Genomic DNA, 15253 nt, shown 5'->3' with positions numbered 1-15253 from the left:
GGTGCCACACGATGAAACTTGCAGCCTACCTTTCCCGGTCACGGCACGGGGTTTTCTACTTCCGCTGGCCTATCCCAAATGCCCCAGTCTCGCGGCAAAGGCTGCGAATCTCCCTGCAAACACGGTGTCCGAAACGGGCTGGCTTTCTGGCACGACACCTTGCATCTTGCGGAGAAAGCCTTCGATTGCAGGTGGTTGGCAGTTCCATGCGTTACGATGAAATTCGGACCATTGTTCAGGGTGTGTTGCAGCAGACGCTGCAGCATACCATTGCGCGGTTGGACAATCAGGGGCCACTTCACAAGTACAACCCGGTTGCAGAAGACAACGCGCGTTCAATCCTTGCTGCCGGGGCCGAAGACTACTGGGAAATGGTCGGACCTGAAGAGGTCGAAAAGACGCTTGAAAAGGTTGCATCGTTTTCGGGGCGTCCTCGGACTGAGATAGAGGCGAGCAAATCTGATGTGCTGGAACTCTTCCGAACGGGCATGCTGGCCTACTGGAACGCGGTTGATGATCACCGAAAGAAACTGCAATCCGTGGACCTGACGACTGGGCTGCATCCGAGGCAGAAGGATGCCGCAATTCAGCAGGAACAACCGGACAGCGACAGCAGGACGCTTGCCGAAGTGGTTGCCCTGTACATCAAGGAACAGGACGGCATTGGGGCATGGGTAGAAAGAACCCGCGCAAAGCAAGAAGCAACACTGGGTGTCCTTGTCGAACTTGTCGGCAGTGCAACCGCCATGGCTTCAATCAGCAAGAAGAATGCTCAAGATGTTAAGTCTGTGTTGCTTGCCTTGCCACCAAACAAGAACAAGAACCCGTTTACACGAAACCTGAGTCTTCGAGATGCAGCAAAGGTGCCAGGTATCGAGCCTATGAGTCCAGTGACGCTTAATGCATACTTGAGTGCATTTCACACCTTCACCGCATGGGCTGTAAACAATGGATATGCCAAGGAAAATCCATTCGAAGGCATGAAGGTTCGAGGAGGCAATCGGGCGGCAGGTGTGGATGAAACAAGAAAGCCATTCCCGCCAGAGGCCATTGTAAAGATGGTCAGGGAACTAACTGCGGCTGACAGTCCGTTGGTGAAGAAGGAAAGCTATCGTTGGGCTAGCCTGATCGCGATATTCACAGGTGCAAGATTGAACGAAGTCTGCGCACTCCGGGCAAGCGATGTGCAAGAAATCGACGGCATTTGGTGTATCAGCATCAACAACGATGACCCCGATAAGAAAAAGCACCTGAAGACTGTCGCAGCACGGCGGTTTGTTCCGCTGCATTCGAAACTGATCGAAATGGGCGTGTTGGGTTTTGTTGACCGCAGGCGGCAAAACGGACCGCAAGCAAGGTTGTTTCCCGACTTCCCTTACAGCCCCAAGCATGGTTTCGGGCGAAATCAGGGGCGCTGGTTCAACGAAACTTTCCTCCCGGCTCTTGCCTTGAAGACAGAACAGCACGTCTTCCACAGCCTGCGGCACACGATAGTCACGAGGCTGCAACAAGCCGGGGTCGCCTTGCCCATGGTGCAAACTCTTGTCGGACATGAAAAGGAAGGGGTGACTGCGAAGACCTATTTCAGCGAAGGCTACAAGGTGTCGCAGTTGAAAGAGGCCATCGAACGGTTTCGGGATGCCGAAGCCTGACCTAACTCATCGGAATGGATACACTGCGGAAGTTGGCACGGCGGCACCTAGCAAGATAGTACTCAATCTGCGATGGTGCGGCAAGGCAGGTTTCCTAACCCATTCCTACCTATTGAAAATCAGTGAAACATAGTGACGGCGAGAGATCGAAAAGCATGGCGCAACAGAACCTTCTGCAAGACTTGGAAACCGTTCTTCAACAGGATCAGACCTTCATTTCGGATGGTACGATTCTGAAGAACGCGGTGATCGAGGCCGCGCTTAAGATGGACCCGAAACTGTTGGCCTTGCTCCTGCAATCCGAACCAATCAAGGCGCACTTCTTCACCGAAGTCGCTGGGGCGCTGGTGTTCGACAAGGTGCGGTTTCAGGACTTTGTGTCGAACAAGGCTTTCCTGCCTGACAGCTACACCGCTTTCGGCAACCGGATCGGCCTGACCACGGGGCGCGACTACATCAGCCAATCGCGCGATGTGGTGCTGTCATGGCCCTACAAGGATTGCGTACTGGAAGGCGGCATGACCAAAGAGGATCAAGGCCGCGACGAGGTGTTCTGGAACACCACCCTTGCCCCCGATGACATCACACGGTTGTTTGAACCCAAGGTGCTGACGGGTTGGGAACGCTGGGACGCAGACGCGGTGAAGGCGGGCAAGGCAAAGCCTGTCGGGGAGTTTCAAGTCTCAGACAACTTGCTGATCAAGGGGAACAATCTTGTAGCGCTGCACTCACTGAAAGAGCGCTTCAAGGGCGACGTGAAGCTGATATATATTGACCCGCCCTACAACACAGGGAACGATGGTTTTTCCTACAATGACCGTTTCAATCACGCTACATGGTTGGCGTTCATGCGTAGCCGTCTTGAGGTCGCAAAGGAATTGCTTCGGCGTGACGGGGCAATTTTCGTCACTCTGGACGATACAGAAGTTCACTACTGCAAGGTCTTGATGGATGAAGTCTTCGGGCGGGCGAATTTTGTCGCACACATAGCTTGGCAGAAGCGCACTTCGCCGGATGACAGGGTGGTGCTAGGGAACGGCTACGACAACATCCTTGTTTATGGCCGGACGCTGGGCACAATAAAACGCGCCAACGGCACGGTGAAGACGCTGTTTGAAGAGCAGGCGAACCGCTTGCCACTGACTGAAAAGCAACGCGCAGAATACAAAAACCTCGACAAGGACGGCAGGGGAGCGTGGGTCCACAGGGACTTCACAGCACAGAACAAGAAGAAAAACGGCAAAGCTGGCCGTGAAAATCAAATGTATTGGATCACGACGCCATCAGGTGAAAAGTACTACCCCGAGGACGGGTACTGCTGGAAAAAGACTGAAGCGGAATACCTTGAGTTGTTCAAGGACAACAGAATTTGGTTTGGGGTTGATGGATCAAACAAGCCCCGCAGAAAGAAATTCCTAAAGGAAGAGACTGGCATTCAGTCATGGACATGGTGGCCTCATACCGATGCTGGTTCGAATGAAGAGGCAACCAAGGAACTCATAGCACTGGTCGGTGCTGAGCTTGCTTCGGATTTCACACCGAAGCCTGAAAGGCTGATCGAGCGCATAGTACACCTTGCAACCAACGAGGGTGAAATCGTTCTCGACTTTTTTGCTGGTTCGGGAACGACTGCTGCCGTTGCACAAAAGATGCGACGGCGCTGGATAGCAGTTGAGCAAATGGACTACATCGAAGAACTTACATCTGCGCGTCTGAAAAAGGTTCTTGCAGGTGAACCGGGCGGGATTTCTAAGGCCCAAGCGTGGAACGGCGGCGGTTCCTTCATCTATGCCGAACTCGCGTCATTCAACGTATCTTTCGCGGCGCAGATCACCGATGCGGTGGACACAGCGGCTTTGCTGGCTGTCTACGACGCCATGCAGGCAACAGGCTATCTGCGGCACGACATCGACCTGACGAAATTCGACACCAAGGACTTCGCGGCACTTCCCCTTGCCGATCAGAAGCACGTGTTGATGGATTGCCTTGATGCAAACCATCTGTACGTCAACCTTGGCTCATTGGGTGATGAAGCCTTCCAGATCAGCGAGGAAGACGCCAAGGCCACCCGCGCCTTCTATGGGGTTGCGGAATGACCCAAAGCCTGAACGACAAGCTAACAGTCGCCTCAGAAATGGGATTTCTGTCGAAGGTGATCCCGGCTGACCTGCGCGACAACCTGTCGCCCAAGATCACCCTGCGCCCCTATCAGGAACAGGCGCTGGAACGGTTCCTGTTCTTTGTCGAAGACTTCAAGGGTCGCCCCAAGAACCCACATCTGCTGTTCCATATGGCGACGGGTAGCGGCAAGACCGTGATCATGGCGGCGCTGATCCTTGACCTTTACAGGCGCGGTTATCGCAATTTCATGTTCTTTGTGAACTCCACTCAGATCATTGAAAAGACCAAGGAAAACTTCCTGAACCCCGGTTCCAGCAAGTACCTGTTCGCCTCTCAGATCAGGATTGATGACAAACTGGTAGAGGTTCGGTCGGTGGATACGTTTGACGCGGCCAGTCAGGACGTGATCAACATCCACTTCACCACTATTCAAGGTCTGCAAAGCCGTATCAACGACCCACGAGAAAACGCTGTCACCATCGAAGATTTCAGCGACTACAAAGTGGTGATGATTTCCGACGAAGCCCATCACCTGAACGCCGAAACCAAGAAGGCGCTGACGGGTGAGGAAGAGGAAGAAAAGGTAAGTTGGGAAAAGACGGTTCGAGGCATCTTTGAACAACATGCCGAAAACATGTTGCTGGAATTTACGGCGACCGTTGATCTGACCAACGAAGCGATCAAGGCCAAGTATCACGACAAGATAATCTATGACTATTCCTTGGGCCGTTTCCGCGAAGATGGATACTCGAAAGACATTGAGCTGCGGCAAGCAGACTTGCCCCCTGCGGAACGCATGCTTCAAGCCATAGTACTGAGCCAGTACCGACGCAAAGTGGCCGAGGCGCATAGCCTGCACTGCAAACCCGTGGTGTTGATGAAGTCGAAGACAATCGCGGGATCAACAGAGAACGAAGAGGCTTTCACAAAGCTGGTTGAGGCTCTGACAGGTGAACAACTTCTTAGGCTGCGGGCAGCAACGGTTGCGTCCAAAGACGACATCACTTTGAACCGCGCTTTCACCTATATCTTTGATGAGCGCGCAGTGTTGCCGGACGACTTCGCCAAAGAGTTGAAGGGCGATTTCGCACCTGAAAAAGTTGTGAATGTCAACAATCCGAAAGACTTGGAGAAACGGCAGATCGAGCTGAACGCGCTGGAAGACCGGGACAACGAAATCCGGACGATCTTTGCGGTAGATAAGTTGAACGAAGGTTGGGACGTTCTGAACCTTTTCGACATTGTACGTCTTTATGACACGCGCGACGGCAAAGATAACAAGGTCGGCAAGACGACAATGGCCGAAGCGCAACTTATCGGGAGGGGAGCGCGGTATTTTCCGTTTGTCAGTGCTGACAAACCGGATGCTGCACGGGAAAAGAGGAAGTTTGACAGTGCTTTAGACAGCCCGCTCCGTATCTTGGAGGAGCTGCACTATCATTGCTCACACAATCCAAAGTACCTTCAGGATATCCGCAACGCCCTGCGCGAAACGGGCATGATTGACGACAATACACGGACGGCTTCGTTACGCCTGAAAGACACGTTCAAAGCGACCGATTTCTACAAGTCCGAGAGGGTTTGGCTGAATGACAGAGTGAAAAATGCGCGAGAAGGTGTTGTTGGACTTGGTTCTTACAAGGTGGAAAAGTACTTTGTGTTTCCAGCCCTATTGACGGGTAGGGTCACTGAGGCATCAGCTTTTGTTGATACAAGGGCTAAAGCAGGAGCAGCCAAAGCTGCCGAACCAGAGGGTAGGACGCTTGACCTTATATCGTTTGGCACATCCATCCTGCGTTTCGCCTGTGATGCAAACGACTTCTTCCACTTTGCAAAGTTGCGCCAATACTTCCCTGCGCTTTCCAGTCTGGCAATATTTCTGAGCGATACGGCTTATCTTGGTGGCGTCAAAGTGGAGGTTCGGGGCTTACCAGCAGAACTGGACAATCTAACTGCACAACAAAAGCTGCAAGTCGCACAATTCGTGCTGATCCAGATCGAAGCGGATATCAGGCGCGAGAGTATAGACTATGTTGGAACGAAAGATTTCAAGCCGCATGCTTTGAAAGACTTGTTTACCGACAAGACCCTCAAGCTGCGACTTGAGGGCGAGACAGGTTTGGGCTGGAAAGACAGCAAGATTCCCGGTTTGGATCAGATCGACCTTGCGTCAAAGCCTTGGCATGTGTTCGAAGACAGCTTTGGAACTGATCAGGAAAAGCTGTTCATACGTCACTTGAATGACCATGCTCAACGGCTGAACGAACTGTACGAAGAGTTTTACCTGATCAGGAACGAGAAAGCCTTGACCCTTTACTCCTTTAAGGATGGGCAGGCTTTTGAACCAGACTTCCTTCTGTTTCTTCGAAAGACCAAAGAAGCTAAGGCAACAATCTATCAGTTGTTCATTGAACCAAAGGGCAAGAAGTTCTGGCCTGATGATCAGTGGAAAGAGGACTTCCTCAAGACCATCGCATCGGAAGCGCGCCTCGAAACAGTGTTCCAAGACAGGGAATACAAGGTGTATGGCCTTCCATTCTTTAATGATGAGGCTGCGCTGAAGGCATCATTCGAAACCGAGTTCATTAAGAGCGTTGGAGCGTAGCAAACAAGATGCGGTCAGCGATTGTCATCCCGGCTATCAATTACCTTTGCTTTCGCAAGTGGTCCGCGAGGGAGGCGGGTCATTGCAGATTTGTCCAATTTTCCGCCTCTTGGTATGACCCGCAGATGACCCGCCAGAGGCACCTTCCGGCTGCGGGGGCATGTGGGTGCTTTGCCGCTGGGAAGCCTGCCTGTGGGGCCTCTGGCGCGCTCTATGCGGGGGCTGGAATTGTCGGCGCGGTAACGGAGTGGCCCCCCGCTAGGTTCGCGGGAGCCGCAAAGAAAAATGCTGAAAATCTTCGTGGACCTATCATAGACAAAGGGAGAAGTCGATTTCCCCCCTACCGGCACCCTTCAAGGACCAGACAGAAACTGCCGTGTTCCGCGACATCCCCGTATAGGAGGGTTCACGCTGCAACGTCTCTAATTACCGGAGCGACACGCCGTGACAAACCCGATCAATGAAGCCCTAAGTAATAAGTTATCAAGACCCTTGGACCCCAACTGGACAACCCGACACGAGGGCATCCGACATTGCCTGACACTGGTTTACACTGAGTTGGACGTGATCGAGGCAAGGCAGCGCGCGCGGGATGCAAAATCTCAGGACAACTACATAAAGTGTGTTGATGCGATAGTTTTGGACCTGTTTCGTGCTCGTTTGACGTGGCCGGAATATGTAGTCGGAATACCTACTGGGCAGACTTGGCTTCAGGAAGCGTTAGCGTCCCGTTACGTTCCCAACTTCAAGACACCAACTGCGCTCCGGCAAGCTGTGTCACTTCTTGAATGCGCAGGGTACATCGAAACATCCGGCCATTTTCTTCCCCCAAAAGGCGGTGAGACGGGCAAGACAAGGCGATATCGGCTTTCAGGGGGCCTCTTCCAGCTCCTTAAAGACCTGAGGGCCAGCACCGTCCATTTGGAGCGGAACCCTGAGGCAGAAGGGATCATTCTCAGAAACGCGAAGAAAGATGAAGCTCCATACGGCAACGTTCCCTTTGCGGAAGATGCGAGAGCCAAACTGCAAAGGATTAACGCCAATCTGTCGCGGCACTGGTACGACCTTGAACGGACAGACGAAGAGCTTTTAGCAGACGGGCAGTACTTGCAAAGTGATCACCTTGCAGCAAAGCCGAAAGACAAGGAATACCGCGCAATAGACTTGAGTGCACGAACCCTCTACCGCGTGTTCAACAATAGTAGCTGGGAACAAGGAGGGCGGTTCTACGGGGGGTGGTGGCAGAGCCTTCCCAAGCGGTTTAGGCCTTACATCATCATTGACGGCAAGCCGACTGTGGAAGTGGATTACTCGGGCCTGCATTGCGCCATGTTGCTAGCTCGCAAAGGCTTTCCCATACCTGAAGACCCCTATGCCGCTTGCCTCAATGGTAGTAAAAACAGAGACTTGAGGTCGTGTGTCAAATTGACCTTCAACGCTCTGTTGAACGCGGGTTCAATCTACAAGGTACAACCCAATGAATTGTTTTCTGAAGAACTAACAGGCATGACATGGGCGGTCTTCAGGCGGCATGTCATCAAAAGCTTTCCCGGTCTACAAGAGCATTTTGGCTCTGGTATCGGAATTTCCTTGCAGTTCCATGATAGCTGCATGGCGGAAACGATCATGATGCGGTTTGCCGACATGGGCTATCCCTGCCTTCCGGTACACGACAGCTTCATCGTGCATTACAAGCTCAAAGATGAATTACGAGACATCATGGTTAAGGTGTTCGAGCAACAGTTTGGCATCCCCAGCTATACAAAATACTCAACTATTATAGACAGTTACGTCCCAACAGATGGGAATCTAGATCAGTACGAGGTTGTTTCAAATGAACTGACTGCAATGACAGAACTTGGGTATTTGAGACGCACTCAAGACTGGTTTGACTATAGCGGAAACGCAAAGGAAAATGCATTAGGGAAGGGAGTATCCCCCCAAGGGGGCCTACTCATTACTGGTAACGATAAGGATTGACGGCACGGCGGCTTTCCCTCATGGTGAGGCACAAAGGTGCGACAAATTCAGAAACGCACACCTGAAAGTCGATTACGGTCAATGGGTTAAGTTTTTGGTAGAGCTCCTCCCTGGCTCCACCAAATCTTCCGGGTAGTAAATCTGGGGAAACTTCCAAAGCAAATGGCCCGCCTTTTGGTGGGCCATTTGCTTTTGTGATTGCAGAAAAAGGCAGGAAGTGGGGCTGGTCGCCCCAATGCCTTAGCCCTGCTTTGCCTCAAGCGCTGCAATACGGGCCGCCAAGGCCGTGTTTTCTTCGCGGGCCTTTTGTGCCATCGTGCGCACCGCGTCGAACTCTTCGCGGGTGACGAAATCGCGGTCGGCAAGCCAGCGGTCGACGAATCCCTTCATCGCGGTTTCGGCTTCGGATTTGGCGCCCTGCGCCACGCCCATCGCATTGGTCATCAGCTTTGACATATCGTCGAAGAATTTGTTTCCGGCCGTCATCTGGGGCCTCCTTTCGCTTAAGCCTTATATGAGCCGCCAAAGCCCCATGCACAAGATGGCGATCTGCCGCGATCCCACGTTGACATCGCCCCGCCGCTTGCCGACAACGCGGGGGAAATCGCAGGAAGCCCAATGTCCTATATCCCCTTCCCGAACCTCTCGCCCGATATCTTCTCGATCCCGCTGGGGCCGATGACGCTGACCCTGCGCTGGTATGCTTTGGCCTATATCGTCGGCCTGCTTGCGGGCTGGAAGCTGATCGTTTGGATGATCAACACGCCGCGGCTGTGGTCGGGGCCGCCGCCACTCACCCCCGAAGCGGTCGAGCGCCTGCTGACTTGGGTGATCTTCGGCGTCATCCTCGGCGGGCGCCTGGGCTATGTGATCTTCTACCAACCTGACCATTTCCTGCAAAACCCGCTGCAAATCCTGCGGGTGTGGGAGGGCGGGATGTCGTTCCACGGTGGTTTTGCGGGCGTGGCTATCGCGGGTATCTGGTTTTGCAAGCGCGAGAAAATTCCAATGCTGCCGCTGGCCGATCTGATGGCCGCCGTCGCCCCGATCGGCCTGCTGCTGGGGCGCTTGGCCAATTTCGTCAATGCAGAGCTTTGGGGCCGCCCCACTGATCTGCCCTGGGGTGTCGCCTTTCCCGGGGAAGCCGCGCAGACTTGTGAAGGTGTTCTGACCATATGCGCCCGCCACCCCAGCCAGCTTTATGAGGCGGCACTTGAAGGCCTGCTGCTGCTGGTCGTCCTCAGCTATCTGATCTGGCGGCGAAGCTGGCTGAAAACCCCCGGCAAGATCGCCGGCCTGTTCTTCGCAGGCTACGGCATCGCCCGGTTTTTGGTCGAATTCGTCCGCCAACCCGATGCGCAATTCGTCTCGGACGGCAATCCCTTGGGCTTGGCGTTGCACGTCGCAGGCTATGGCCTGACCATGGGCCAAATCCTAACGATCCCGATGATCGCCGCTGGCGTCTGGTTCATCGCCAAAGCCAAACCCGCCCCAGCAAACCCCAAATGACTCCCCTCGCCGAACTGCTGATCCAGCGTATTCAGGCGACAGGCCCGATCACCCTCGCCGACTATATGGCCGAATGTCTGCTGCATCCCCAGCACGGCTATTATTCCACCCGCGACCCCTTCGGCGCTGCTGGCGATTTCACCACCGCGCCCGAGATCAGCCAGATGTTCGGCGAGCTGCTGGGCCTCTGCCTTGCGCAGACTTGGCTCGACCAAGGCGCGCCTACGCGGTTCACGCTTGCCGAACTCGGCCCCGGTCGCGGCACTCTGATGGCCGATGTTCTGCGCGCCACCAAACGTGTTCCGGGCTTCCACGTCGCAGCGCAGGTGCTGCTGGTGGAAGCCTCCGCCACCCTGCGCAAACGCCAGCGCATCACCTTAGCCGACCACACCGTGCAATGGGCCGACCACCTCGCCCCCGGCGAAACCCCGCTCTACCTGCTCGCCAATGAATTCTTCGACGCCCTACCGATCCGGCAGTTCACCAAGGCTCCCCAAGGTTGGGAAGAAACCCTGATCGGCGTCGGCAACGGCCAGCTGACGATGGGAAAATCCGCGCCAGCCGCAATTTCTCAGCTGGACCATCGCCTTACCGACACCAAACCCGGCGACATCGTCGAAATCTGCCCAGCCGCCGCCCCGATCATGCAGACCATCGCCGCCCAAATTGAGACCCATGGCGGTGCCGCCCTGATCCTCGACTACGGCGATTGGACCTCGCACGGCGATACATTCCAAGCGCTGAAAGCCCAAAGCTTTACCGATCCCCTCGTGGAACCCGGCGAAGCCGATCTGACCGCCCATGTCGATTTTGCCGCCCTCGCCGCGGCCTGCACATCCCATGCCTACACCACGCAAGGCCAGCTTCTGACCGCGCTTGGCATCCGCAAGCGCGCCGTCCAACTGGGGTTAAAACTGACCGGAGATGCCCTCGTCCAGCACAATGCCGCCACGCACCGCTTGACCGCGCCCGAGGAAATGGGAAGGTTGTTCAAAGCCCTCGCCATCACACCCTCCCACGCCCCCAAGCCCCCCGGATTCGCCTGATGCTGGAAATCATCACCTCCGACGCCCTTGCCCCCCGCCACGGGTTTTTCACCCGTAAGGGTGGAGCCTCTTCAGGGATTTTTGCCGGGCTGAACTGCGGCACGGGCTCCACCGACCAAGCCGAAGTGGTGGCGATCAACCGCGCCCGCGTCGCCGAAGCGCTGGATCTTGCCCCCGATCATCTCGTCTCGGTCCACCAAGTCCATTCCCCCGATGCTTTGCACGTCACAACGCCGCTGCGGGTGCGCCCGCAAGCCGATGCGATGGTCACCGCCACCCCCGGCCTTGGCCTTGCCATCCTAACCGCCGATTGCCAGCCCGTGCTGTTCGCCGATGCGAAGGCGGGGGTGATCGGTGCCGCCCATGCTGGCTGGCGCGGTGCGAAAGACGGTGTTCTGGAAGCAACCGTTGTGGCGATGGAGGCTTTGGGCGCCTCTCGCGCCAACATCGCCGCCGTAATCGGCCCCTGCATCAGCCAGTCCGCCTATGAGGTTGGCCCCGAGTTCTTTGAAGCCTTCACCGACGACGACTCCGAAACCCGCCGCTTCTTCGCCCAAGGCCAAGGTGATCGGATGTTGTTCGACCTGCCCGGCTATGGGTTGTGGCGGCTGCGCGCGGCTGACGTCGGTCATGCCGAATGGACGCGGCACTGCACCTTTTCGGATGCCTCGCGATTCTACTCCTACCGCCGCACCACCCATGCGCATGAGGCCGACTATGGCCGCCTGTTGTCAGTGATCCGTCTGTAAAGCCGTCGGCTCTGCCACAATTCACCATAATGCCGCACAAAGTTACCTCAATCCCTACTGTTTCCAGCCCAAACCCTGCCGCAAAGATCCGTCAGATTGTCTCCAACGCATGAACAAACCTGCAAGGGACAAGGCCATGAAGAAACAACCCCGCTGGATGAAATCCGCCATCGCCGCAAGCGCGGAGCCGCAAGTCGCCCTGCCGTGGGCTCGCGGCCAACGCCGCCGCCCCGAGGCAATGGCTCTGGCACTGAAAGCCGCCGCCGCCAAGCCGCGCGCGCAGGCTGCTCACTGATCAATCGCCCCAACTCGGGCCCGATTCGCAAAAAAAAGGCCGGGACAACCCCCGGCTTTTTTTCATTTTCAGCGCACAATCGTCGCATTACATCCCCAGCGTGAACAATAACGGCAACAACATGAAGATCGCGTCATAACTTCATATCAATTAAGAATAAACTTTGACAACAGGGCGTGTTTCCGCCATGTTTGGCCTTACAGATGTCCCTCTGTGAAAACAGGCGGTGGCGGGCGTGGTAAGACCCCTCAAAGGCTCCCCCCTCGGCGCACCAGTTCGGCAAATGTCGGGCTGCGGATGATGCTCAGTTAAGGCGGCCCTGGTGTGCTCTGACACCATCAAGGGGCCGCCTAAACATTTGTGCAGACCGCTGGCCACCAAACCGAATTCTGTCGCAGAATTCGGCACGTTTTCTGACTTCAGAAAACGCCTCCGCCTACCAGTTTAGGCGTGCTTCGCCAACCGCGCTTCCAGCACATCAAACGGCAGTCCCGGCTCGTCCTTGGCACAGCGGATCACCAACGAGGTTTTCACGTTCGCCACATTTTCGGCCTTCAAAAGTTGTTCGGTCAGGAACGACTGAAAGCTCGACAGATCGGGCGCCACGCATTTCAGAATGAAATCAATCTCACCGTTCAGCATATGGCATTCACGCACCAACGGCCACGCGCGGCAACGGCCTTCAAAGGTTGACAGATCGGCCTCGGCCTGACTTTGCAACCGCACCATCGCGAAGACCTGCACCTCAAACCCCATCTCGCGTGCGTCAATATCGGCGTGATAGCCCTTGATATAGCCCGCCTCCTCCAGCGTGCGCACCCGACGCAGGCAGGGCGGCGCTGAAATCCCCACCCGGCTGGCGAGTTCCACATTGGTCATCCGACCATCCGCCTGCAATTCCGCCAGAATGCGACGATCAATCGGATCAAGTTTGCTGCCGGCCATATGGGCCTCCTTTTTGGCTTGTATCTATGCCTACGCCCCACCCTGCGCAACATTCTTTCACAACCGCGCAAGATATTTTCGCAAAACACCCACGCGCCGCACAATTCCGCCATGCGTTTGCCAGCCCTTCCCCCGCGCACGGGCAACGCATATATCAAGCTCCACACGATTCCGGGGATGCGCCATGACCACGACACGCCACAGTAAAGTTCTGATCATAGGCTCCGGCCCCGCAGGATATACGGCGGCGGTTTATGCCGCCCGCGCCATGCTGGAGCCCATTTTGGTGCAAGGCCTGCAACCCGGCGGGCAGTTGACCATCACCACCGAGGTGGAAAACTGGCCCGGTGACACCCATGTGCAAGGCCCCGATCTGATGGTGCGGATGCAGGCGCATGCCGAGGCGATGGGAGCGGAAGTGATCTCCGACTACATCACCAGCCTTGATCTGCAGAGCCGTCCCTTCACCGCCACATCCGACTCCGGTACCACGTATACCGCTGATGCTGTGATCTTGGCGACGGGTGCGCAAGCCAAATGGCTGGGTCTGCCGTCGGAAGAAAAGTTCAAGGGCTTCGGCGTCTCGGCCTGCGCCACCTGCGACGGTTTCTTCTATCGGGGCAAAGAGGTGGTGGTGATCGGCGGTGGCAATACGGCGGTGGAGGAAGCGCTGTTCCTCACCAACTTCGCCACCAAGGTCACCCTGATCCACCGCCGCGACACCCTGCGCGCCGAGAAGATCATGCAGGACCGTCTGTTCAAGCACCCGAAGATCGAAATGCTGTGGGACTCGGAAGTCACCGAGGTTCTGGGCTCTGACGCCCCCACTTCCGTCACCGCCGTCCGCACCCGCAATCTGAAAACCGGCGAAGTCAAAGACGTGCCCTGCCACGGCTTCTTCGTCGCCATCGGCCATTCCCCCGCCTCAGAGCTGGTGAAAGACCAGTTGCCGCTGCATGAGGGCGGCTATGTGCAGATTGAGGCAGGCTCCACTCGCACCGCCATTCCGGGCGTGTTTGCGGCGGGCGATCTGACAGACCACATCTACCGTCAAGCGGTGACCAGCGCCGGGATGGGCTGCATGGCCGCACTCGACGCCGAACGTTGGCTGCAAGAGCAATCCGAGCAATAGGCGCGATGCGCCTGCTCGCCATCTCGGGCAGCCTGCGCTCCGCTTCGACCAACACCGCATTGCTGCGGGCTTTGGCCGAAGCGGCCCCGCAAACTGTCACGCTCTATGAAAATATGGCCGACTTTCCGCTGTTCTCGCCCGACTTTGAGGCAGATACCCCCGCCCCAGTGCTAGCCTTCGCCGCAGCCATCGCCAGCGTTGACGGCCTCATCATCGCCTGCCCGGAATATATCCACGCCCTGCCCGGCGCCTTCAAAAATGCGTTGGATTGGTTGGTGTCGCGGCCCGAGTTGATCCACAAACCCATCGCCCTGTTGCACGCCTCGCATCGGGGGGAGGATGTTCTGGCCGATCTGCGTCGCGTGCTCGCCACCGTGTCAGATCGCTTCGCGCCCGATATATTCGCGCGCTTCCCCTTGGGCAAGCTGACCCCGCCCGAGGTGGCCGCCCATATGGCCCAGCCCACAAACCGCGCCGCCCTACTGGCATTTCTGGCGCGGTTTACGGATTTCATCGCCGAGGCTGACCGCCCCGGCTAAGCCTCAGTGCGCGTTGACCGGTGCCATATCATGCTGACGCGCCAGCGAAAACGCGAGGGCTCGGTCGGCGACCAAAGCCAGTTGTTCGCCATCCTCGCCATGCACGGCATAAACGGTTTTCATGCCGTTGATCTGCGCCCGCACCTTTTCCGGCAGGCTTTCCACCGCGATGGGGCGCACATAAACGATGCGGTTTTCCGCCTCGGGCAATGCTTCGAATTTCACATCCATCATCATCTCTCCTTATTTGCGGCCAATACGAATGGTCTGCACAATGGTGTCGGGCACCATCCGGCGCAGGTCGATATGCAACAGCCCGTGGTCCAGATCAGCGCCTGCCACCTCAACCCCGTCGGCTAAAACGAACGAGCGTTGAAACGCCCGCGCGGCGATGCCGCGATGCAGGAACACCCGCTCGCCCAGATCATCGCTTTGCCGTCCGCGCACCACCAGTTGACGATCCTCAACAGTGATCGCCAGATCTTCATCGCGAAAGCCAGCAACGGCCAAAGTAATGCGGTAGGTGTTCTCGGAGGTGGCCTCGATGTTAAACGGCGGATAGCCTTCCGAGGCGGTTTTGGCGGTGCGCTCGACCAGCCGTTCCAGCTGTTCAAACCCCAGCAGAAAGGGGTGCGAACCAAAAGTAAGTTTCGTCATGACCGATGCCCTTTGCAACAAGC

14 protein-coding genes are annotated in these 15253 nt (G+C 56.3%); 10 read left to right on the top strand and 4 right to left on the bottom strand.

The window, feature by feature from the left end:
- The first annotated feature begins 206 nt into the window (after positions 1-206).
- The 4 genes from AKV04_RS13965 to AKV04_RS13950 all read left to right on the top strand — a co-directional run bounded on the left by AKV04_RS13965 (position 207) and on the right by AKV04_RS13950 (position 8358).
- The gene (locus tag AKV04_RS13965) at positions 207-1652 is read left to right on the top strand and encodes a site-specific integrase (RefSeq protein WP_054007018.1); all 1446 of its coding nucleotides are present in this window, start codon (positions 207-209) and stop codon (positions 1650-1652) included.
- Between the two features lie 155 nt (positions 1653-1807).
- Positions 1808-3748, top strand: a complete 1941-nt coding sequence (locus AKV04_RS13960; RefSeq protein ID WP_054007017.1) for a DNA methyltransferase — start codon at positions 1808-1810, stop codon at positions 3746-3748.
- Positions 3745-6378: a DEAD/DEAH box helicase family protein gene (locus AKV04_RS13955; protein WP_054007016.1), complete on the top strand. Its 2634-nt coding sequence runs from the start codon at positions 3745-3747 to the stop codon at positions 6376-6378. The genes AKV04_RS13960 and AKV04_RS13955 overlap by 4 nt, the downstream gene beginning before the upstream one ends.
- A 444-nt stretch (positions 6379-6822) precedes the next feature.
- Entirely contained in the window at positions 6823-8358 is a 1536-nt protein-coding gene (locus AKV04_RS13950) for a hypothetical protein (RefSeq protein ID WP_156317537.1), read from the top strand.
- Between the two features lie 240 nt (positions 8359-8598).
- Here AKV04_RS13950 and AKV04_RS13945 read toward each other — a convergent pair whose 3' ends face one another.
- Entirely contained in the window at positions 8599-8844 is a 246-nt protein-coding gene (locus tag AKV04_RS13945; protein ID WP_054007014.1) for an accessory factor UbiK family protein, read from the bottom strand.
- Between the two features lie 132 nt (positions 8845-8976).
- Here AKV04_RS13945 and lgt point away from each other — a divergent pair, with 132 nt between their 5' ends.
- From lgt to AKV04_RS13925, 4 genes are all read left to right on the top strand, one after another.
- A complete protein-coding gene (gene lgt, locus AKV04_RS13940) occupies positions 8977-9867 on the top strand; it encodes a prolipoprotein diacylglyceryl transferase (protein ID WP_054007013.1) in 891 nt (296 codons plus the stop codon).
- Positions 9864-10913, top strand: a complete 1050-nt coding sequence (locus AKV04_RS13935) for a class I SAM-dependent methyltransferase (protein WP_054007012.1) — start codon at positions 9864-9866, stop codon at positions 10911-10913. Before lgt ends, AKV04_RS13935 begins: the two co-directional genes overlap by 4 nt.
- On the top strand, positions 10913-11662 hold the full coding sequence (gene pgeF, locus AKV04_RS13930) for a peptidoglycan editing factor PgeF (RefSeq protein ID WP_156317535.1): 750 nt from the start codon (positions 10913-10915) through the stop codon (positions 11660-11662). Before AKV04_RS13935 ends, pgeF begins: the two co-directional genes overlap by 1 nt.
- A 136-nt stretch (positions 11663-11798) precedes the next feature.
- Entirely contained in the window at positions 11799-11957 is a 159-nt protein-coding gene (locus AKV04_RS13925; RefSeq protein ID WP_156317534.1) for a hypothetical protein, read from the top strand.
- A 444-nt stretch (positions 11958-12401) separates the two neighbouring features.
- Here the strand turns inward: AKV04_RS13925 and AKV04_RS13920 are convergent, their stop codons facing one another.
- Positions 12402-12902, bottom strand: coding sequence for an Lrp/AsnC family transcriptional regulator (locus AKV04_RS13920; RefSeq protein WP_054007010.1), 501 nt, complete (start codon positions 12900-12902; stop codon positions 12402-12404).
- 184 nt (positions 12903-13086) lie between these two features.
- On the opposite strand from AKV04_RS13920, the gene trxB reads away from it, so the two are divergent.
- On the top strand, positions 13087-14034 hold the full coding sequence (gene trxB, locus AKV04_RS13915; RefSeq protein WP_054007009.1) for a thioredoxin-disulfide reductase: 948 nt from the start codon (positions 13087-13089) through the stop codon (positions 14032-14034).
- A 5-nt stretch (positions 14035-14039) separates the two neighbouring features.
- Positions 14040-14573 carry an NADPH-dependent FMN reductase gene (locus AKV04_RS13910; protein ID WP_054007008.1) on the top strand — a complete coding sequence of 178 codons (534 nt, stop codon included), beginning with the start codon at positions 14040-14042 and terminating at the stop codon, positions 14571-14573.
- A 3-nt stretch (positions 14574-14576) separates the two neighbouring features.
- Here AKV04_RS13910 and AKV04_RS13905 read toward each other — a convergent pair whose 3' ends face one another.
- Together AKV04_RS13905 and AKV04_RS13900 are read right to left on the bottom strand one after the other, a co-directional pair.
- On the bottom strand, positions 14577-14804 hold the full coding sequence (locus AKV04_RS13905; RefSeq protein WP_054007182.1) for a DUF1150 family protein: 228 nt from the start codon (positions 14802-14804) through the stop codon (positions 14577-14579).
- Between the two features lie 12 nt (positions 14805-14816).
- Positions 14817-15230: an Hsp20 family protein gene (locus tag AKV04_RS13900; RefSeq protein ID WP_054007007.1), complete on the bottom strand. Its 414-nt coding sequence runs from the start codon at positions 15228-15230 to the stop codon at positions 14817-14819.
- Between the last annotated feature and the right edge of the window lie 23 nt (positions 15231-15253).

Source organism: Cypionkella psychrotolerans, assembly GCF_001294535.1.
Classification (GTDB): Bacteria; Pseudomonadota; Alphaproteobacteria; order Rhodobacterales; family Rhodobacteraceae; genus Cypionkella; species Cypionkella psychrotolerans.
Note: the sequence above shows the minus strand (reverse complement) of the source record. Positions and strands in the feature narration are given on the sequence as shown.